Origin of the sequence: Shimia sp. MIT910701, from assembly GCF_047126315.1 — a bacterium.
Lineage (GTDB): Bacteria > Pseudomonadota > Alphaproteobacteria > Rhodobacterales > Rhodobacteraceae > Shimia.
This window is the reverse complement of sequence record NZ_CP138953.1, coordinates 1,578,706-1,595,422: the sequence shown is the minus strand read 5'-3', so window position 1 is coordinate 1,595,422 and position 16,717 is coordinate 1,578,706. Positions and strand designations below refer to the sequence as shown.

Below are 16,717 nucleotides of genomic sequence, written 5' to 3'. Positions count from 1 at the left end.
CCTGTCTTGTACCTCCAGCAGTCACATCAGGCAGAACAGCAGCCTAGCGACGGCAAACCTCGCAGGGGTCAGGTGACTTTGGCACGTACCTGGAACCGCTCTTCGCGCCAGGTTTCATTTTTCAGAATGCTTTCCAATATGTCCACGGCCTTCAGGATGTCAGCCTGATCGATGAACAACGGCGTGATCCCAAAGCGCATCACATCCGGCGCGCGGAAATCGCCAATGACCTGATTGGCAATCAGCGCCTGCATGCAGGCGTAGCCGTGCTCGAACCGGAAGGACACATGGCTGCCCCGGTCCTGCGGATCTCTTGGACCGGCAAACGTCACGCCCGGACAACGGGCCTCCACTTCACGGATAAACAGCTCGCTCAGGTCGATGGACTTTTGGTGCAGATCTTCCATGTCCACCGTGTCCCACACGTCCAGCGCGGCGTCCAAAAGCGCAAAGGATGCGATGGAAGGCGTGCCAATGCGCATGCGTTCAATCGCATCCGGCATCGGGCGGAAGTCGGTGTCAAAGGCAAACGGAGCCTCATGGGCATACCACCCCGACAGCGCACTTTCGACCACACTCAACAAGCGTGGTGCCACGTGGATGAAGGCCGGCGCGCCCGGGCCGGCGTTGAGGTATTTGTAGGTACAGCCCACGGCAAAATCCACATCCAGCACTGCCACATCCACCGGAATGGCACCGGCAGAATGCGCCAGATCCCAAACCACCACGGCACCATGCGCGTGGGCTTTCTCGATGATAGCGCGCATGTCGTGGCGCCGTCCGGTCCGGTAATCCACCTCCGTGACCATCACCACCGCAACCTCGTCAGTGATGTTATCCAGTACGTCCTCTGGATTTGGGATGCGCAGCTCATACCCCGCGTCTTTGAGCTTCATCAGCCCTTCAACCATATAGAGGTCGGTGGGGAAATTGCCGTTGTCTGACAGGATCACCTTGCGCTCTGGCACCAAGGCCAGACCCGCTGCCACCGCCTGAAACACGCGGATCGAGAGCGTGTCGCCCACCACGGTGCTGCCGTCCGGCGCGCCGATCAGCCGCCCCACCCGATCGCCCAATGTGTTGGTCTGCATGAACCAGTTGCGGGTGTTCCACCCCCGGATCAGCTCCGTGCGCCACTCATCCATCAGGAAACGTTGCATGCGGTCCGGGGCCGCTTTCGGCATCGGACCGAGCGAATTGCCGTTGAGGTAGATCATGCCTTCGGGGATGTCGAACATGGCGCGGGTTTTGGAGAAATCAGTCATGGTGTTTTCAGCTCATTTGGGCGCAGCAGTGCGTAGCGAAGATGTAGGTTTAGGCGATTTCAGCGGAGTGCCAGACGTTTTTCACAGTCAAGTAGCTCTCCAGCCCTTCGGTGCCGCCTTCGCGGCCGTAGCCGCTGGACTTCACGCCACCAAACGGGGTTTCGGGCAGGGACGCCTCCAGCGTGTTGATTGAGAAGTTGCCCACCTCGATCTCATCAATCAAACGGTCGATGTAGTCGGCACGATTGGTAAAGGCATAGCCCGCAAGTCCGTATGGCACCGCGTTGGCCTGTGCAATTGCTTCATCTAGACTGCCGACCGGATTGAGCACCGCAATCGGGCCAAACGGCTCTTCCTGCATGATCCGCGCAGAACTTGGAACATTTGTGAGCACCGTGGGCTGGAAGAAATAGCCGGTGTCACCGTGCCGTCCGCCGCCTGTGCTCAATTCTGCGCCCTGAGCCACCGCGTCTTCTACCAAAGCGCTGAGCACGGGGATGCGCCGTGCGTTGGCGGTTGGCCCCATTTCCACACCGTCAGTGATCCCATTGCCCACCACCGTGGCGGCGGCGCGGGCCACAAAGGTATCGACAAAGCGATCAAAAATACTTTCGTGGATGAAAAACCGCGTGGGGGAAGTACAGACCTGCCCGGCGTTGCGCATTTTTCGCACCGCGCCGCTGATTGCAGCCTGTTCCACGTCGGTGTCTTCACAAACGATCACTGGCGCATGGCCGCCCAGCTCCATCAGAACCCGCGTGTCACTCTGCGCAGCAAGACCTGTCAGATGCCGCCCGACCTGTGTGGAGCCGGTGAGCGCCACGAGGCGCACGGAGGGCTGCGGGATCAGAAATTCAGAAATCTCAGACGGCACGCCAAACACCAGATTCAGCACGCCCGGAGGCAGGCCGGCCTCTTCAAACGCCCGCACGATGTGGATCGCCCCGGCAGGCGTTTCTTCGGCGGCCTTGAGAATGACGGAGCAGCCAGAGGCCAGCGCCCCGGCAATTTTACGGGCGGGTTGGCTCATTGGGAAGTTCCACGGCGAAAACGCCGCGACCACCCCAATGGGGCTGTGGTGCACCGAAATTTTGCCCCCCGCGGCGGAGGGGATCACCCGGCCATAGGTGCGCATGGCTTCGCCAGCGTCCCATTCAAAAAACTCGGCTCCACGGATGACTTCCAGACGGGCCTGCGCCAAAGGCTTGCCGTGCTCCGCTGTGATGCTCTGTGCGATCTCTTCCTGACGGTCCCGCATGATGGCGGCGGCCCGCACAATCAGGTCCGCCCGCGCGCGGGGCGATGTCTTGCGCCAGACCTCAAACCCTGCTTCGGCAGCCCGCAAGGCGTCTTCCAAATCGGCACGGCTGGCGCAGGGCAACTGGCCCAGTACCGCTTCTGTCGCAGGGTTCACAACCGGAAGGGTCTTTGCGCTGTTGCGCCACTGTCCATTGATGAAAAGTTGCAGGTCTGGATAGGTGTGCATGCCGCCCTCGCTGTCTTCCTTGACTTGCCCCCATAAGTCCTGCGTCCAGCGCCCTGCCGCAACAGAATTGAACAAATCCAGCTATAACAATGGCGAATATCAGAGCGTCTCAATGCGCCCCTGTATCTCCTCTGCGGCGGCGCGCAGCGCTTCCAGAAAGGCCGCACTGGCCGGAGACAGGCTTTGGCTGCCACGATAGGACACGCCAACCGGCCCTGCGCCAAACGGGGCCACCCAATCCAGCGCTGCCAGCAGACCATTTTGTATGTCGAGAGCGGCCACATGGGCCGGCATCAGGCCGATAAAGTTGTGAGAGCGCAGCAAAGACCGGTTGGCCAGGTAGGACACGGATTCAATGGCCGTCTCCGGCGCATATTGATCCTGACGTACAAAGAACTGGTCACATTGCCGACGCAGGGTGGTTTCGATGGGCGGCAGGATCCAGCCATAGGGCTTAAGCTGGTCGAAGGTGACGTTGGGCAGCGCCGCCAGCGGATGCTGGGTGCCCACCACAGCCACAATCCGTTCGTCAAAGAACTTCTCCTGACTGGTGTGTTGACGGTGTCGATGATCCGGCAATCGCCCCACCACCATGTCGATTTCGCCAGACAACAGCGCCGGCATCAGGACTTCATTGGTGCCTTCGACAATCTTGATCGCCACTTTGGGACGGTCTTTTAACAGCTGCTCCACTGCCATCGGCAGCAAAGACGGTGACGCCGCCAATAAGGTGCCGACGACCACCCGACCGGCGTTGCCCTCGTTCAAATCGTCCAGCTCCTGCGCCGCATTAGACACCTGCGCAAAGATCAGCTTGCCGTGCCGAATGAGAGAGTCGCCAAACACGGTGGGCACCACGCCCCGATTGGTACGCTCAAACAGCTTCACCTCAAAGTCCAACTCCAGATCCTGGATCATCTTGGTGGCAGCCGGTTGGGAGATGCTCAGATCCCGCGCGGCGCTTTGTATGCTGCCATGCTGACCAACGGCGACCAACAATCGCAATTGCCGCAGCTTCAGGCGGGTCAAAGCACGCTCTACAATTCGGGTGTGACGGGTGGCCATGGCAGGTCCTCACATCGACATAGGGGAAAGAAGCCGTTCGACCGCGGCCACCATGCTCATCGCGGCCAGAGCCGAACTGCGGGGATTGTCGGGCAAGGCGCTGCCTTCGATGCGGAACGAGAACTGCCCAAAGGCCCCGGTTGCTTGCACCTCGTGAATGTTGGCCGAGATCATCGGGTCCGCCACCAGTTTGACGCGTGTCTCGTCAAAGCCTGTGCCCGCCAACGCCACCGCAGCCGCAACATTGGCGTTTTTGGGATACGACAATGCCGCCTGACGTGCGGTGCCCTCAAAGTGCACGGTGGGTGCGGATAGGCTGCCAAGGTCCAGTTGAGCCTCCGCCTGAGAGCCTTGCCACCCAAGAGGCGGCTTTCGGCCAATGTAGGTGACCTCTTTTACCCCCCCGACCTTGGCGGCCCGCAAACTGTCCAAGGCGCCGATGGCGCCACTGGCCAGATGCAGCTGTGCGCCGCCGGACTGCGCGGCCTGCGTAAGTGTTTCCGCCAAAGAGGCATCGGCCAACGCCCCCAAAGACAGGGTGATCACATCGGTGCCCCGCGCCAAAAGCGCGGGCCCGTGCTGCGTCAATGCCGCGTGGCCGCCGCAGTCCAACACCAAAGCGATCTCGGCAGGCAACTCCGTCACCGATGTGACGCGCACCACATCCGCCAGCGACGTGTCCTTGGGCTGTGCCGACCGCGCCAGAACCGCATGGGGTCCCCAACCGCGTTGCTGCAAAGCCTCTGCCACATAGCGCCCGATTGCGCCTTCCCCGATGATGCCGATTTTCATGTGTCTCTCCAAGTACTCCATCAATATAGTGAAAGAGAGCCCTCTCTGTTATCAGAATTTTGGATAACCAGTTTCTTGGGATGCGGCTGGTGCGGGGCCGCATCCGTGGCCTATCAGGTCTGCAAAGAGCCCAAAAACCGGCTCCCTCTCTTTGCCGGATCGGAGTGTCGCCTTGAAATACGCCAAACATGAAGCCAAAGCCTATTCCCGTGAAACCATGCGCGGCATTTGGGCGGCGGCGCTCAATCCGTTTGACGAGACCTTGGCGCTGAACGAAGCCGGTTTGCGCCGCAACATCCGCCATTGGATCGATGACCTTGGCATTCAGGGGCTGTTCATTGCCGGAAAACAAGGTGAGTTCTGGTCGATGTCGCTGGAAGAGCGCAAGCGCAACATGACGATTGCGGTGGAGGAATGTGGCGACAAGGCTGGCACCATCATGTCGATCTCCGACCAGAGCGTGCAGACTGTGCTGGAACTTGGCCAACATGCCCAGGACTGCGGCGCGGACTATGTGGTTGTCCATGCCCCGATGCTGAGTTTCTGCCACGACCGCGACGAGGTTTTGTATAACTATTACAAATACCTCTGTGACCGGCTCGACATTGGCATCGCCATGTGGAGCCATCCGGACAGCGGTTACCTGATGGCGCCAGAAACCTGCGCCCGGATTGCGGACCTACCCAATATCATGGCGATCAAATATTCGGTGCCGCGCGAGATGTATGCCCAGTTGACCAAGATGGTGGGCGACAAGATTCTTGTCTCGACCTCGCTGGAAGACGACTGGCTCGATAACATCGAAGAGCTGGGCTGGCAGCTGTATCTGTGCTCGTCCCCTCCCTACCAGTTGCAAACCAAAAATGACCGCCGGATGCACGAATACACCGAGTTGGCTTTCGCCGGGAAGTTCGATCAGGCCCGCCGGGTGCGTGACAGCCTGGAGCCGGTGCGGGCTGCGATCCGCAACAGCAAGCCCGCTGGCAAACCCACCGCCCACGGCAAATACTGGCAGGAATTGCTGGGACAGGTCGGCGGCCGGGTGCGCCATCCGATGTTGGAACTGAGTGAAGCCGAAAAGGCCGCCACCAGCGCCGCGTTTGAAGATTGCGGGCTACAGCTCTGAACCGGCGATGTTAGGCGAAGCGCTGGCCCTGCTTGCAGCCGCCGCCTACGGCGTGGCGGGCGTGTCCATTGTCCATGCAAAACCGCAAGCGCAGAGCGACAACGGCATCTTTCTGTCCATTATCGTCACAGCTGTCTGTTCTTGGGGGCTTTGGCTGTTCACCGCAGACGCCCCTCGCGCCGTGCTGGTGTCTGGCGCGGGCGGAATGGCGCTGCTGATATTTGCCTGCGCCGGGCTCTGCGCCAATGTGTTGGGCCGTCAGACCATGTATCGTGTGACCGAGGTCGCGGGGGCGGTCAACGCAGGGCTGCTGCGTCGCTTGGTGCCGGTCTTTGCCCTACCCTGCGCCTTTGTTGTACTGGGGCAAACGCCCGGCTCACAGGTTCTGCTCGGCGGTGTATTTGTCCTTGCGGGGGTACTGTTCTATCTCCGCCCCAGCAAAACGCCGTTGGGTGGCTGGGTGATGCTTGGGACCTTGTCCGCCTTTGCCTATGCAATGGCCTATACCCTGCGCGGCCTTGGATTGTTGCATCTGCCAGACGCAGCATTGGGCACCGCCATTGGCGCGTCGGTGGCCGCTGTCTGGGTCGCCGCTGGAACAGTGTTGCGGCAAGGCCGTTTGTCTGGCTGGCATCACATCACGGGCGACCGGACATCGGCGCATTGGATCACCGCCTTTGCGCTCAGTGCCGGGCAGATATTGCAGTTCTTTGCGCTCAAACACACCACGGTGGCCGCCGTAGCCGTGCTGGGCGCCGTGGATGTGCTGTTTGCCGCCGTGCTGATGCGGTGGCGCCCAACTCAAGAAAACGTGGCGCTTGCACGGTTGCTGCTCGCCATGGTGCTGGCGATGATTGGCACCGCCTTACTGCTCGCGCCCTAAGGCATATTCCAAAAGCGGATAGCCACTTTCCCCAAATTCCATATTTCCTTGCCGCAAAATCCCTTAGCCTGCTGCCAACACGTGCGCGGCGCAGGCATCGCGCGGACATTTAGGGAGGGTCACATGGCCACACATCCAACCTTGAAACCGTTCAACTTCAAAAAATGGGTTGCGGAGAATGCGGACAAACTGCGCCCGCCGGTTGGCAATCAGCTATTGCACAAGGAAGGCGACATGATTGTGATGGTGGTGGGCGGTCCCAACACCCGCGTCGATTTCCATGACGATCCGGTGGAGGAGTGGTTTTTCCAGCAAAAGGGCGACATGATGCTCAAAATCGCGGATGGCGGCAAAATCTATGATGTGCCGGTGCGCGAAGGCGAAGTCTTTATGCTCCCCCCACATGTGCGCCACGCCCCGCAACGGCCACAAGAAGGCTCTATTGGCATTGTGGTTGAGGCCCCGCGACAGCCCGGCATGAAAGAAGGGTTTGAGTGGTTCTGCTTCAACTGCGAAGGGCTGGTGCATCGGGAAGAAGTTGCGCTGGACGGCCCCGAAGGCATCGTGACCGCCCTGCCAAAAATCTACGACCGGTTCCACAACAGCATTGAAAACCGCACCTGCCCGTCCTGTGGCGAGGTGCATCCGGGCAAAGGCAAGCCGCCGGCGGAGTGGGTGCAGCTGTAGGCGGTTTTGAGCATTCGTTTCCACAACTGAGCCGGGCCCTGCAGCTTATCCAGCTTAAGTGGAGGCCAAATAGCTGCCGCGTTACTTCAGCAGCACGTGATACAGCCAGGGCACCGCAAACAACACCAGCACGATGGCAACTCCGAGACCGCCTCGTATCAGACCAGCCGTCGCCCGCCCCCAAAGCGTGCCCCCGAACGCGACCATTGGAAAAAGGCCAGCCGCCAAGGTCAGTGAGGTCAGAAAGATCGAGCGCAACCGCTTTTACGCACCTGCTCAAGGGCTTCAAGGCGATCCGGAACCCCACGCTCCCGGCCAATTTGGTCCACCAATAAGATCGCATTCGAAGTCGGTTTGGCCCAGCTCCCGATCGACGCGAGCCCCCTCTCAGGTAAACTATGCCGGTCATGATAATGTCGACAGATGCGGCCCCGAGCGAGGCTTGCGAGAGCCGGCCTATCGACAATTCGTATCAGAGGGTTACATACAGCCTGTCATCCAGCAATCCGCTGCGCTTTTCCTAAGAGGTCCAGTGATGAGCAAGAAAATCCCCTCCCCCTGCATCGACGTATGCAAGTTCCGTCGCGAAGGCCATTGCTTGGGGTGTTCGATGACCAAGAGCCAAAAGAAGCTCTTCAAGTCGATCAAGAAGCCAGATCAGCGAGAAGGCTTTGTTCAACTTTTGGTGTGTCAGCAGGCACAAATGGGCCGGTACACACATTGGGCACCGGCCTATCGGAAGAAGCTCGACAAAAAGAAGGTCAGGGTAAATTTCCCGCTAACCAAATAGTTAGCGCAGATGGGAACGCAGGAACCAGGCGAACTTTTCATGCACTTGACCACGGCTAATGCACAGGTCTTCTGTCAGAGTATCACCGTGCTCAGCTGCCAATTCACCCGCACCGGCCAGCGTGGAGGCTAGCGTTTCTTGCGCCTCAAGCATGGCTTTGATCATGTCCTTATCGGTCGCGTCACCTTCGTGCTCGCTCACTTTGGAGCGCTTCAACATGCCAGCCAATGTGCCTTCGGCATGCGCGTCCAGCGCTTTGACACGTTCGGCCAGGTCATCTTGCGCTTCAAAATGGTCTTCGTAAATTTTCTGAAACAGGTCATGCAGCGGGCCGAAGGCCATACCTATCACGTTCCAATGGAAGTTTTGCGCCAGCATGGTGGTTACGGCCGTTTCGGCAACAGACTGGTTCAACGCGTCTGCAATTGCCGCACGGGAGTCGGTGGTCAGATCAATAGCTGTCTGGGTCATTTTGAATACCTCGATACGTCCGTTCTTGGAAACCTTTGGGCGTACAATCGCCGCCCGCTACCCTTATTTATAGCATCGGGAGAGAATTCCAACCACTTTTTAGAATTATTCTAAGTCTGAGAAAATTGCTCGGATATCGACCGTATCAAAAAGGCGAAATTCCGCTGCGTCCAAAGCGGAACTCGTGACTTAATCAGGAACACAAAACTATCTTCGTCTCCACGTGCGAGTGTCTCAAACAAACGCCCCAGCCATGCTTCATCAAATGATATGTCATCGGTGTCTGGCTGAAAGAAGACCGGCCTTTTGCCGACGGCTTGTTTAAAGCCTCGAATCAGGATCTCCGCATGACGCATGTCTGCATTTGCAGGGTCAGCCAGTAACAAACCACAGGCTTCATTGAGGTCCATTCGCGCCGCAGACCGGCTTCGGCGAGCCACCATTCGTAGGTAGTTCACCAACAGAAGTGATTGCTCCGGCAGCCGTTTTACGGGCGTCGGTGTCAAACCATCGGGATTTGCTAGCTGAATTGCTTGCATCTTCGGGTCTCGCTACCTGTGAACGGTCTTAATCGCTCATATGGCACAATTTAAGAATCCTGACAATAATACTTAGTTAAAAGGCCGGAGCAAGCCTCAGCTGCCTAAAGAAGAACACGTCTTCGTTAGCCAGCCGCAGCACTTGCCTTCCACCGACAGCAGCGCAGATCATTCCCCTTTGACGTCTTCGCGTCGATCCGCTGCCATGCCCTCTTTGCGCAAGAAAACTAGAGCTGCGCTGGTCACAACCGCAGCGGACAACAGGTACAAAGCCGAGGCCCAAAGGCCAAATTTCCAAGCGGCGAACAGGCCAACCAACGGCGCAAAGGCTGCCCCCAGTATCCAAGACAGGTTTGTGGCCAGGGCGGAGCCTGAATAGCGGTACTCCGGCGCAAACCTGTTTGGCACGATTGAGCTGGACTGGCCGTAAGACAAACCCAGCAAAACAAAGCCAAGAAGAATGTAAATTGCAGGGTGCGTGTTCAGCCAGGTGATACCAACGCAAAGCACCGGCACCATTGCACAGCTGATCCAGAGGACAACTCGATTGGAAAACCTGTCCGCAAGCACGCCCGACAGAATCACCGCGCCAATAGCCACTGTGCCGCCGATCAACTCCAGCATGAGAATGTGGGTCACATCACCACTACCAAGCAACAGCGTGTAACTGAGCGGGAACACCGTAACCATGTGAAACAGCGCATAGCTGGCCAATGGCAACAAAGCTGACAGAACAATTGTACGGCCTTCATCCTGCAAAAGGCCCTTCAACGGTGCCGATTTCAGTTGCGTGTCATCATCACTGCCAAAATTGGTGGTCATAAGACGTAGGCGTGCAAAAAGAGCCACAACATTGACCGCAAGCACCGCAAAGAAGGCAAACCGCCAACCGTAGCTCAGGAATTCTTCTTCTGTCAGAAAGCCAGTGAGCACATAAAACAATGCCGCAGCCACACAAAACCCAATGGGTCCGCCAAGCTGTGGCACCATGGAATAGATACCCTCTTTACCCTTTGGCGCCGCAGATTTGAGCTGCAACGTGATTCCATCCCAGGCTCCGCCAAGTCCGAGACCTTGCACGAAACGTAAAATGCCCAGACTGATGGGGGCCAGCAGGCCAATCTCGCCATACCCTGGCAGCAGTCCAATCGCGACGGTGGACACCCCCAACACCATAAGCGCCAAAGTAATCTTGGCCGGGCGCCCGATTTTTCTCTGAATCCAGCGGCTTGCAAGACTGGCGATCGGACGTGCCAGGAAGGCCAAAGAGAAAAGCGCAAACGACCAGAGCGTGCCTGTCACCGGATCAAGATGCGGGAAAAACACCGTGGGGAACACCAAAGCCGAAGCAATGGCATAAACAAAAAAGCCAAAGAAATCGGTGACCCGCGCCATCACCACAGTGGTGATCACATCATCGATTGTTACGTGTTGTACCGTTGGGCTGCTGGAACTCGCCATGTCGCATTCTCCTGTCATTTGGGAATACCTGGCTGCGTTTTTTGAGGGGACAAAAAATCGTGGGCGAGGGCAATTGTCGCATTGCAGCATCTTGTGTCCAAAGTCCACAGGCTTTATGCCGCAACTGCGAGGTATCGGTTCAGTAGCAACCTGCCCTACCCAGCAAAATCCTGAACAATAAAGCACGGTTTGCCATGTGGGTCTTTCGCATTGGGCTATCTCTAGCCCTGTTCTTCAGTCTGTCCGGTTGTAATTTGGTGGTTCTGTCTCCCTCAGGAGACATCGCTGCGCAGCAAGGCGACTTGATCGTCTATGCCACGGTATTGATGTTGATCGTCATCATTCCCGTAACGGCACTGACGATCTTTTTTGCCCTGCACTACAAACAGTCCAACGAAGACGCGGCTTATGAGCCGGAGTGGGATCACTCCGTCAGCCTGGAAATCGTGGTCTGGGCTGTGCCGCTGGCAATCATCATTTGTCTCGCCGGTCTCACTTGGGTCGCCACCCATCGGCTCGAGCCTTATGATGACCTCAAAAGGATTTCTGAAGACACACAAATCGACCCCAATGTGACCCCGCTAGAGGTGCAGGTGGTGGCAATGGATTGGAAATGGCTCTTCTTGTATCCAGAATTCGGCATCGCCACCGTGAATGAGGCCGCCGCAATTGTGGACCGGCCCGTAGAATGGAAAATCACGTCCGCAACCGTGATGAATGCCTTCTACATCCCTGAAATGGCCGGCATGATCTACGCCATGGCTGGCATGCAAACCGAGTTGAACGCGGTGATCAATGCCCCGGGGGTCTACGAAGGCTTTTCCGCCAACTATTCCGGCAACGGATTCTCCGACATGCGTTTTGATTTTCACGCATTGGATGAAGCTGGATTTGAAGCCTGGGTGAAGGAAGTCAAAGACGCGCCAAATACCCTGGATCAACACAGCTATACCGAACTGCAAGTTCCCACCACGGCGCATGATGTCACCTATTTCGGCACCACCGAAGACGGCATTTGGGACAAAATTTTGAACATGTGCGCCGGCACTAACGAACTTTGCCTAAACGACATGAAGATGGTGGACGCTCTGGGCGGCGGCGGTTTGGATGGTCTGTACAACCGCGAATTGTTCCGCGGACTGTGCTCTGCAGATGATCCAGAAAGCCTGTTCCTGTTGTTGAAACCGGAACATGACCCCCACAAAGGTGAGATCCTCTCCGCAGTGAACCACCTCCCCGCACTTCCTCTTGCACAATCACAGCCCGAGGCGCAAAACTGATGGCATCCCCTACCGCATCCACCGCAGCCCATGGCGCAGACGCTGTGAACACAACCCATTGGTTCTGGGGCAAACTGGGATGGGACATCTTCCCCTTCTATGACCCGATCATCTTGGGCACCTTCATCGGCACCTGCCTGCTCGGCGTCGCCGTTGTTGGGGCAATCACGTACTTCCGCCTTTGGGGCTATTTGTGGAAAGAGTGGTTCACCTCCATCGACCACAAGAAAATTGGCATCATGTATATGATCCTTGGAGTCATCATGCTGGTGCGCGGCTTTGCCGATGCATTGCTCATGCGCTTGCATCAGGCGCTGGCCTCTGCCGGATACGTTGGTTTCCTCCCTGCCTATCACTATGATCAGGTCTTCACGGTGCATGGCGTGATCATGATTTTCTTCGTGGCCATGCCCTTTGTCACTGGCTTCATGAACTATGTGATGCCACTGCAAATCGGCGCGCGTGACGTGGCATTCCCGTTCCTCAACAATTTCAGCTTCTGGCTGACCGTTTCTGGCGCCGTGCTGATTATGATCTCCTTGTTTGTCGGCGAATTTGCCGCCACAGGATGGCTGGCCTATCCCCCGCTGTCTGGGCTCACCTTCAGCCCGGGCGTGGGCATGGACTACTACCTCTGGTCGCTCAACATCGCCGGGATCGGGACAACACTTTCCGGCATCAACCTTGTTGCTACCCTCGTTAAAATGCGCGCGCCGGGCATGACCTGGATGAAAATGCCTGTGTTCTGCTGGACCACGCTCTGTACCAACGTGCTGATTGTGGCCACTTTCCCTGTTCTCAGCGCCACGCTCGCTTTGCTCACCGCAGATCGGTATCTGGGCACCCATTTCTTCACCAATGAAATGGGCGGCAACCCGATGATGTATGTGAACCTCATCTGGATTTGGGGCCACCCGGAAGTCTACATCCTGACCTTGCCAATTTTTGGCATCTACTCTGAGATTGTGCCCACCTTCTGCAAAAAGCGCCTGTTTGGTTACACATCCATGGTCTACGCGACCTGCGTGATCATGATCCTGAGCTACATCGTGTGGCTGCACCACTTCTTTACGATGGGCGCCGGTGCTGATGTGAACTCATTCTTTGGCATCACCACGATGATCATCTCGATCCCGACAGGGGCGAAGCTCTTCAACTGGCTGTTCACCATGTATAAGGGCCGCATTCACTATGAATTGCCCATGCTGTGGACCGTCGCCTTCATGCTGACTTTTGTGGTTGGCGGAATGACCGGCGTGCTGCTGGCGGTGCCGCCCGCCGACTATGTGCTGCACAACTCTCTGTTCCTCGTGGCGCATTTCCACAACGTCATCATCGGCGGTGTTGTCTTTGGCATCTTTGCGGGCATCAACTACTGGTGGCCTAAAGCATTCGGCTTCAAACTGCACCGCGGCTGGGGTCTTGTCAGCTTCTGGGGCTGGGTGGTTGGCTTCTGGTTTGCCTTTATGCCTCTCTACATCCTCGGTCTGATGGGCGTCACCCGCCGCCTGAGCCAGTTTGAGGACACCTTCTACGGTATCTACTTCCTGATTGCCCTCGTCGGCGCTTTGATGATCGGTGTGGGCGTGCTCGCCTTTGTCATGCAAATCGTGGTCAGCATCTGGAAACGCGAAGAGCTCAAAGTGGGCGACGACCCTTGGGGCGGACGCACCTTGGAGTGGTCCACTACCTCTCCGCCGCCCTACTATAACTTTGCCTTCAGCCCGCGTGTCTATGAACTCGACAGCTGGCATCACATGAAGACAGAAGGCGCAGCGCGCCCAACCAAAGGCTTCGTCCCGATCCACATGCCGCACTACACCTCAAGTGGCATTGTCATCTCAGGCTTTATGACCGTGATGGGATTTGCTTTGATCTGGCACGTCTGGTGGCTTGCCGCACTGACCTTCTTTGCTTCGCTGGTCTGGGGCATCGCCCACACCTTCAATTACAACCGCGACTACTATGTGCCCGCTGAAGAAGTGCGCGCAATTGAGGCCGCGGGCAACACCTCTATCCCAGCAGCGGAGTAATCCCATGACAGCTTCACTTGCAGGCCCGGCCCCGGAAGGCGGCTACCAGTTTTATGTCACCGAAGACCCACATCATCATGAGGGTCACGATGATCATGACGAACATCACCATGAAACCGGCACCATGCTGGGTTTCTGGATCTACCTGATGAGCGATTGCCTGATCTTTGGTATCTTGTTCGCCGTTCACGCAGTGCTTGGCACCAGCTACGCCGCAGGCCCGTCACCTGCGGATCTGTTTGAAATTGACAAAATCCTATTGTCGACTTTCTTCCTGCTGTTCTCTTCGATCACCTACGGCTTTGCCGTGATCAACATGCAACAGGACAAACAGCGCGCCATGATGCTCTGGCTGATTGTAACGGGCCTGTTTGGTGGCGCCTTCCTGGTGATGGAGGTGTTGGAATTCCAACACCTCTGGCATCTTGGCGCAGGTCCAGGCGCAAGCGCGTTCCTCTCGTCTTTCTGGATCTTGGTGGGCACACACGGCCTGCACGTCACATGCGGCTCCATCTGGTTGGTGGTGCTTTTGGTGCAGGTGCAAATGCACGGCCTGACCCATGAAAACAAACGCCGGATCATGTGCCTGTCACTGTTTTGGCATTTCCTCGACCTGATCTGGATCGGTGTTTTCTCCTTTGTCTATCTCACCGGGGTGTTGCTATGAGCGCGCAAGAGCACGGCCATGACTCGCATGGTTCTTACAAATCCTACATCATTGGTTTCGCCTTATCGGTTCTGCTGACGGTGGTGCCGTTCTGGATCGTCATGGCAGACGTGAAGGTCAGCTTGAGCATCGCTCTGCTGATCATTTTTGGCCTCGGCGCGATCCAGATCCTTGTGCATGTGCACTACTTCCTACACGTCACTGTTGGCGCGGAGGACGGCTGGCAAGCCATGTCGCTGGTGTTCACCGCTATTTTGCTGGTGATCATCCTGGCAGGCTCGATCTGGGTCATGGTGCATCTGCACGAGAATATGATGCCGGCTCATGAGCAAATCGAGCGGGTTCGCAACCTGCCATGAGTGAGCACAGCGCACAGTCACCGACGTTTTCTGCACGTCCAGTTTGGGTCGACTGTGTGCTGTTGGCACTCTCAGCAGTCATCATCGTGACGTTGGTTGCGCTGGGAAATTGGCAAATGCGCCGCTTGACGTGGAAGCTCGATTTGATCGAGGCGGTAGAGACCCGCGCCTTTGCACCACCTGTAGCGGCGCCAAACACGGGCGCTGTTTTGGAATATCAAAGAGTTTATCTCGAAGGGACGTATCTGCATGACGACAGCCTGCGGATCAAAGCCGTCACAGACCTGGGGCCGGGGTATTGGCTGCTCACTCCGCTAGATGGAAGCGAACACATCACCTGGGTCAACCGGGGGTTTTTGCCTACCGGTTTGGATGGCGGACGGATCACGCAGCCCACTGGACCACAGAGAGTTGAAGGGCTTTTGCGTCTGCCCAAGTCCAAAGGTACTTGGCTCGAAAAGAATGATCCAGGCGCCGGACGTTGGTTCTCGGCGGATCTACAGGCCATGAACCACACTATAGGTTTACCAGCCCGTACCAGTTACTTCGTAGACGCAGACCACACGGACGTTTCACCCACATGGCCGCGGGGAGGGCTTACCCAAGTGTCATTTCGTAACAACCATTTAAGCTATGCATTGACTTGGTACGCAATGGCGTTGCTGTTGGCGGCAATGATCAGCTTTGTGATTTATCAAAGAGTGAACCCGGATCTGTAACTGCCTTCATTGCCCCTTTCAGGACGATCAGACTTAGCCCACATGCAAATAGTCCGCGCCTGACAGCTGGAACTCCGGTTGCAAGGCAGGATCAAATAGCCAATAGGTAGCGGTCGCCTCTACCCCGACCGATCTCCCCGGACACAAACGTACTTCGACTGCGGCTCGAACCCTTATTGTAATGTTGAGCCATCAGCGCTACTCCAAAAGGGCTAGGTCACACTCCAGCTTTGATGCACCCGGCACTAACCAGGATTGGTGCCTCTCAGTATTATAACCGGAGGCTTTTATGCATTCTGATTTTCGACAAACCGTTCTTTGGCCAGTCTCTAGGGTTTTGGCGGCTCTAGGCTTTGCTTCAATTTTTGCCGTTCCCTTGGCGCATGCCCATGTGCGTTGGTTTGTTGACGCGAATGATCCCGCTCTTGAGACATTTCCAACCTACAGCTGGAACGATCCCGCCGTTTTGTCGTGGATCGCAATTGGATGCTTGCTAATTTGCACTGCGGTTGTTTTGGATGGACGGTTTCCGCGTGTCCCAATTATCCCAAGCAAGCTAAGGCATGATGCGATTGAGCTCTTGCGGATATTTACGGGAATGTCGTTCCTGCTGACAGCATACACAGGCGCTTTGATCGCGCCTCACATGGAAGCGTTTAACGGGTTCGGCTATGCATTGGTGTTCTTAGAGGCGGTCATTGGGATCATGTTGATTTCCAACAACCTGGTTCACCACGCCGCAATCCTGATGGGCCTGTTATACCTCGGCACTATGGTTAACTTCGGCTTTGTGAAGGCGTTGGAGTACGTCAACATTATTGGTATCGCCCTCTTTCTCTACTTCAACTATGTCCCGAATGAAGAGTTGAGAGCTAAACTGAAGCCCTACTCGGTTGATATGTTGCGCATCTTCACAGGTGTCGCGCTTGTTACGTTGGGCATTACGGAGAAGCTCGCTGGCGCTATGTTGGGGCAAGCCTTCATCGCGAATTATCAATGGAACTTCATGCCGGCGCTCGGCTTTGACTGATATACAGATCAGCTGTTCGTTCTGTCAGCCGGCGCAATGGAAGTGGTCTTTGGGACCATTCTCA

18 protein-coding genes are annotated in these 16,717 nt (G+C 56.8%); 10 read left to right on the top strand and 8 right to left on the bottom strand.

The genetic code is table 11. The features are described from left to right. Positions 1–68 precede the first annotated feature (68 nt). The 4 genes from kynU to SIB38_RS07600 form a co-directional block, all read right to left on the bottom strand. Complete coding sequence (gene kynU / locus SIB38_RS07615) at positions 69–1,265, bottom strand: kynureninase (protein ID WP_412551733.1); 1,197 nt, start codon at positions 1,263–1,265, stop codon at positions 69–71. Between the two features lie 49 nt (positions 1,266–1,314). Beyond that, a complete protein-coding gene (locus SIB38_RS07610) occupies positions 1,315–2,751 on the bottom strand; it encodes an NAD-dependent succinate-semialdehyde dehydrogenase (protein ID WP_412551732.1) in 1,437 nt (478 codons plus the stop codon). A gap of 99 nt (positions 2,752–2,850) precedes the next feature. After that, positions 2,851–3,816: a LysR substrate-binding domain-containing protein gene (locus SIB38_RS07605; RefSeq protein WP_294119070.1), complete on the bottom strand. Its 966-nt coding sequence runs from the start codon at positions 3,814–3,816 to the stop codon at positions 2,851–2,853. Positions 3,817–3,825: 9 nt separating this feature from the next. Continuing rightward, positions 3,826–4,608, bottom strand: a complete 783-nt coding sequence (locus SIB38_RS07600) for an aspartate dehydrogenase (protein ID WP_294119072.1) — start codon at positions 4,606–4,608, stop codon at positions 3,826–3,828. A gap of 172 nt (positions 4,609–4,780) precedes the next feature. Between SIB38_RS07600 and SIB38_RS07595 the strand changes: the two genes are divergently transcribed. The 3 genes from SIB38_RS07595 to SIB38_RS07585 all read left to right on the top strand — a co-directional run bounded on the left by SIB38_RS07595 (position 4,781) and on the right by SIB38_RS07585 (position 7,304). Next, complete coding sequence (locus SIB38_RS07595; protein ID WP_294119073.1) at positions 4,781–5,734, top strand: dihydrodipicolinate synthase family protein; 954 nt, start codon at positions 4,781–4,783, stop codon at positions 5,732–5,734. Then, positions 5,709–6,617 (top strand): EamA family transporter, encoded by a 909-nt coding sequence (locus SIB38_RS07590; protein ID WP_412551731.1) that lies wholly within the window; start codon positions 5,709–5,711, stop codon positions 6,615–6,617. Before SIB38_RS07595 ends, SIB38_RS07590 begins: the two co-directional genes overlap by 26 nt. A 123-nt stretch (positions 6,618–6,740) precedes the next feature. Next, positions 6,741–7,304: a 3-hydroxyanthranilate 3,4-dioxygenase gene (locus SIB38_RS07585; RefSeq protein ID WP_294119075.1), complete on the top strand. Its 564-nt coding sequence runs from the start codon at positions 6,741–6,743 to the stop codon at positions 7,302–7,304. Between the two features lie 81 nt (positions 7,305–7,385). Here the strand turns inward: SIB38_RS07585 and SIB38_RS07580 are convergent, their stop codons facing one another. Then, positions 7,386–7,511, bottom strand: coding sequence for a hypothetical protein (locus SIB38_RS07580; protein WP_412551730.1), 126 nt, complete (start codon positions 7,509–7,511; stop codon positions 7,386–7,388). Positions 7,512–7,839: 328 nt separating this feature from the next. On the opposite strand from SIB38_RS07580, the gene SIB38_RS07575 reads away from it, so the two are divergent. After that, positions 7,840–8,094 (top strand): DUF1289 domain-containing protein, encoded by a 255-nt coding sequence (locus SIB38_RS07575; protein WP_294119077.1) that lies wholly within the window; start codon positions 7,840–7,842, stop codon positions 8,092–8,094. Here SIB38_RS07575 and SIB38_RS07570 read toward each other — a convergent pair whose 3' ends face one another. From SIB38_RS07570 to SIB38_RS07560, 3 genes are all read right to left on the bottom strand, one after another. Then, positions 8,095–8,565, bottom strand: coding sequence for a Dps family protein (locus SIB38_RS07570; RefSeq protein WP_412551729.1), 471 nt, complete (start codon positions 8,563–8,565; stop codon positions 8,095–8,097). Positions 8,566–8,675: 110 nt separating this feature from the next. Continuing rightward, positions 8,676–9,104, bottom strand: a complete 429-nt coding sequence (locus SIB38_RS07565; protein ID WP_294119080.1) for a hypothetical protein — start codon at positions 9,102–9,104, stop codon at positions 8,676–8,678. 168 nt (positions 9,105–9,272) lie between these two features. Continuing rightward, positions 9,273–10,565 carry an MFS transporter gene (locus SIB38_RS07560; RefSeq protein ID WP_294119082.1) on the bottom strand — a complete coding sequence of 431 codons (1,293 nt, stop codon included), beginning with the start codon at positions 10,563–10,565 and terminating at the stop codon, positions 9,273–9,275. Between the two features lie 194 nt (positions 10,566–10,759). Here SIB38_RS07560 and cyoA point away from each other — a divergent pair, with 194 nt between their 5' ends. The 6 genes from cyoA to SIB38_RS07530 all read left to right on the top strand — a co-directional run bounded on the left by cyoA (position 10,760) and on the right by SIB38_RS07530 (position 16,653). Beyond that, positions 10,760–11,845: a ubiquinol oxidase subunit II gene (gene cyoA / locus SIB38_RS07555; RefSeq protein ID WP_294119083.1), complete on the top strand. Its 1,086-nt coding sequence runs from the start codon at positions 10,760–10,762 to the stop codon at positions 11,843–11,845. Next, positions 11,845–13,878 (top strand): cytochrome o ubiquinol oxidase subunit I, encoded by a 2,034-nt coding sequence (gene cyoB / locus SIB38_RS07550; protein ID WP_412551728.1) that lies wholly within the window; start codon positions 11,845–11,847, stop codon positions 13,876–13,878. The genes cyoA and cyoB overlap by 1 nt, the downstream gene beginning before the upstream one ends. 4 nt (positions 13,879–13,882) lie before the next feature. After that, positions 13,883–14,545, top strand: a complete 663-nt coding sequence (cyoC, locus tag SIB38_RS07545) for a cytochrome o ubiquinol oxidase subunit III (RefSeq protein WP_412551727.1) — start codon at positions 13,883–13,885, stop codon at positions 14,543–14,545. Further along, on the top strand, positions 14,542–14,904 hold the full coding sequence (cyoD, locus tag SIB38_RS07540) for a cytochrome o ubiquinol oxidase subunit IV (RefSeq protein ID WP_294119086.1): 363 nt from the start codon (positions 14,542–14,544) through the stop codon (positions 14,902–14,904). The genes cyoC and cyoD overlap by 4 nt, the downstream gene beginning before the upstream one ends. Then, positions 14,901–15,623, top strand: coding sequence for an SURF1 family protein (locus SIB38_RS07535; protein ID WP_294119087.1), 723 nt, complete (start codon positions 14,901–14,903; stop codon positions 15,621–15,623). The genes cyoD and SIB38_RS07535 overlap by 4 nt, the downstream gene beginning before the upstream one ends. Positions 15,624–15,912: 289 nt before the next feature. After that, positions 15,913–16,653: a hypothetical protein gene (locus SIB38_RS07530; RefSeq protein WP_412551726.1), complete on the top strand. Its 741-nt coding sequence runs from the start codon at positions 15,913–15,915 to the stop codon at positions 16,651–16,653. Positions 16,654–16,717 lie beyond the last annotated feature (64 nt).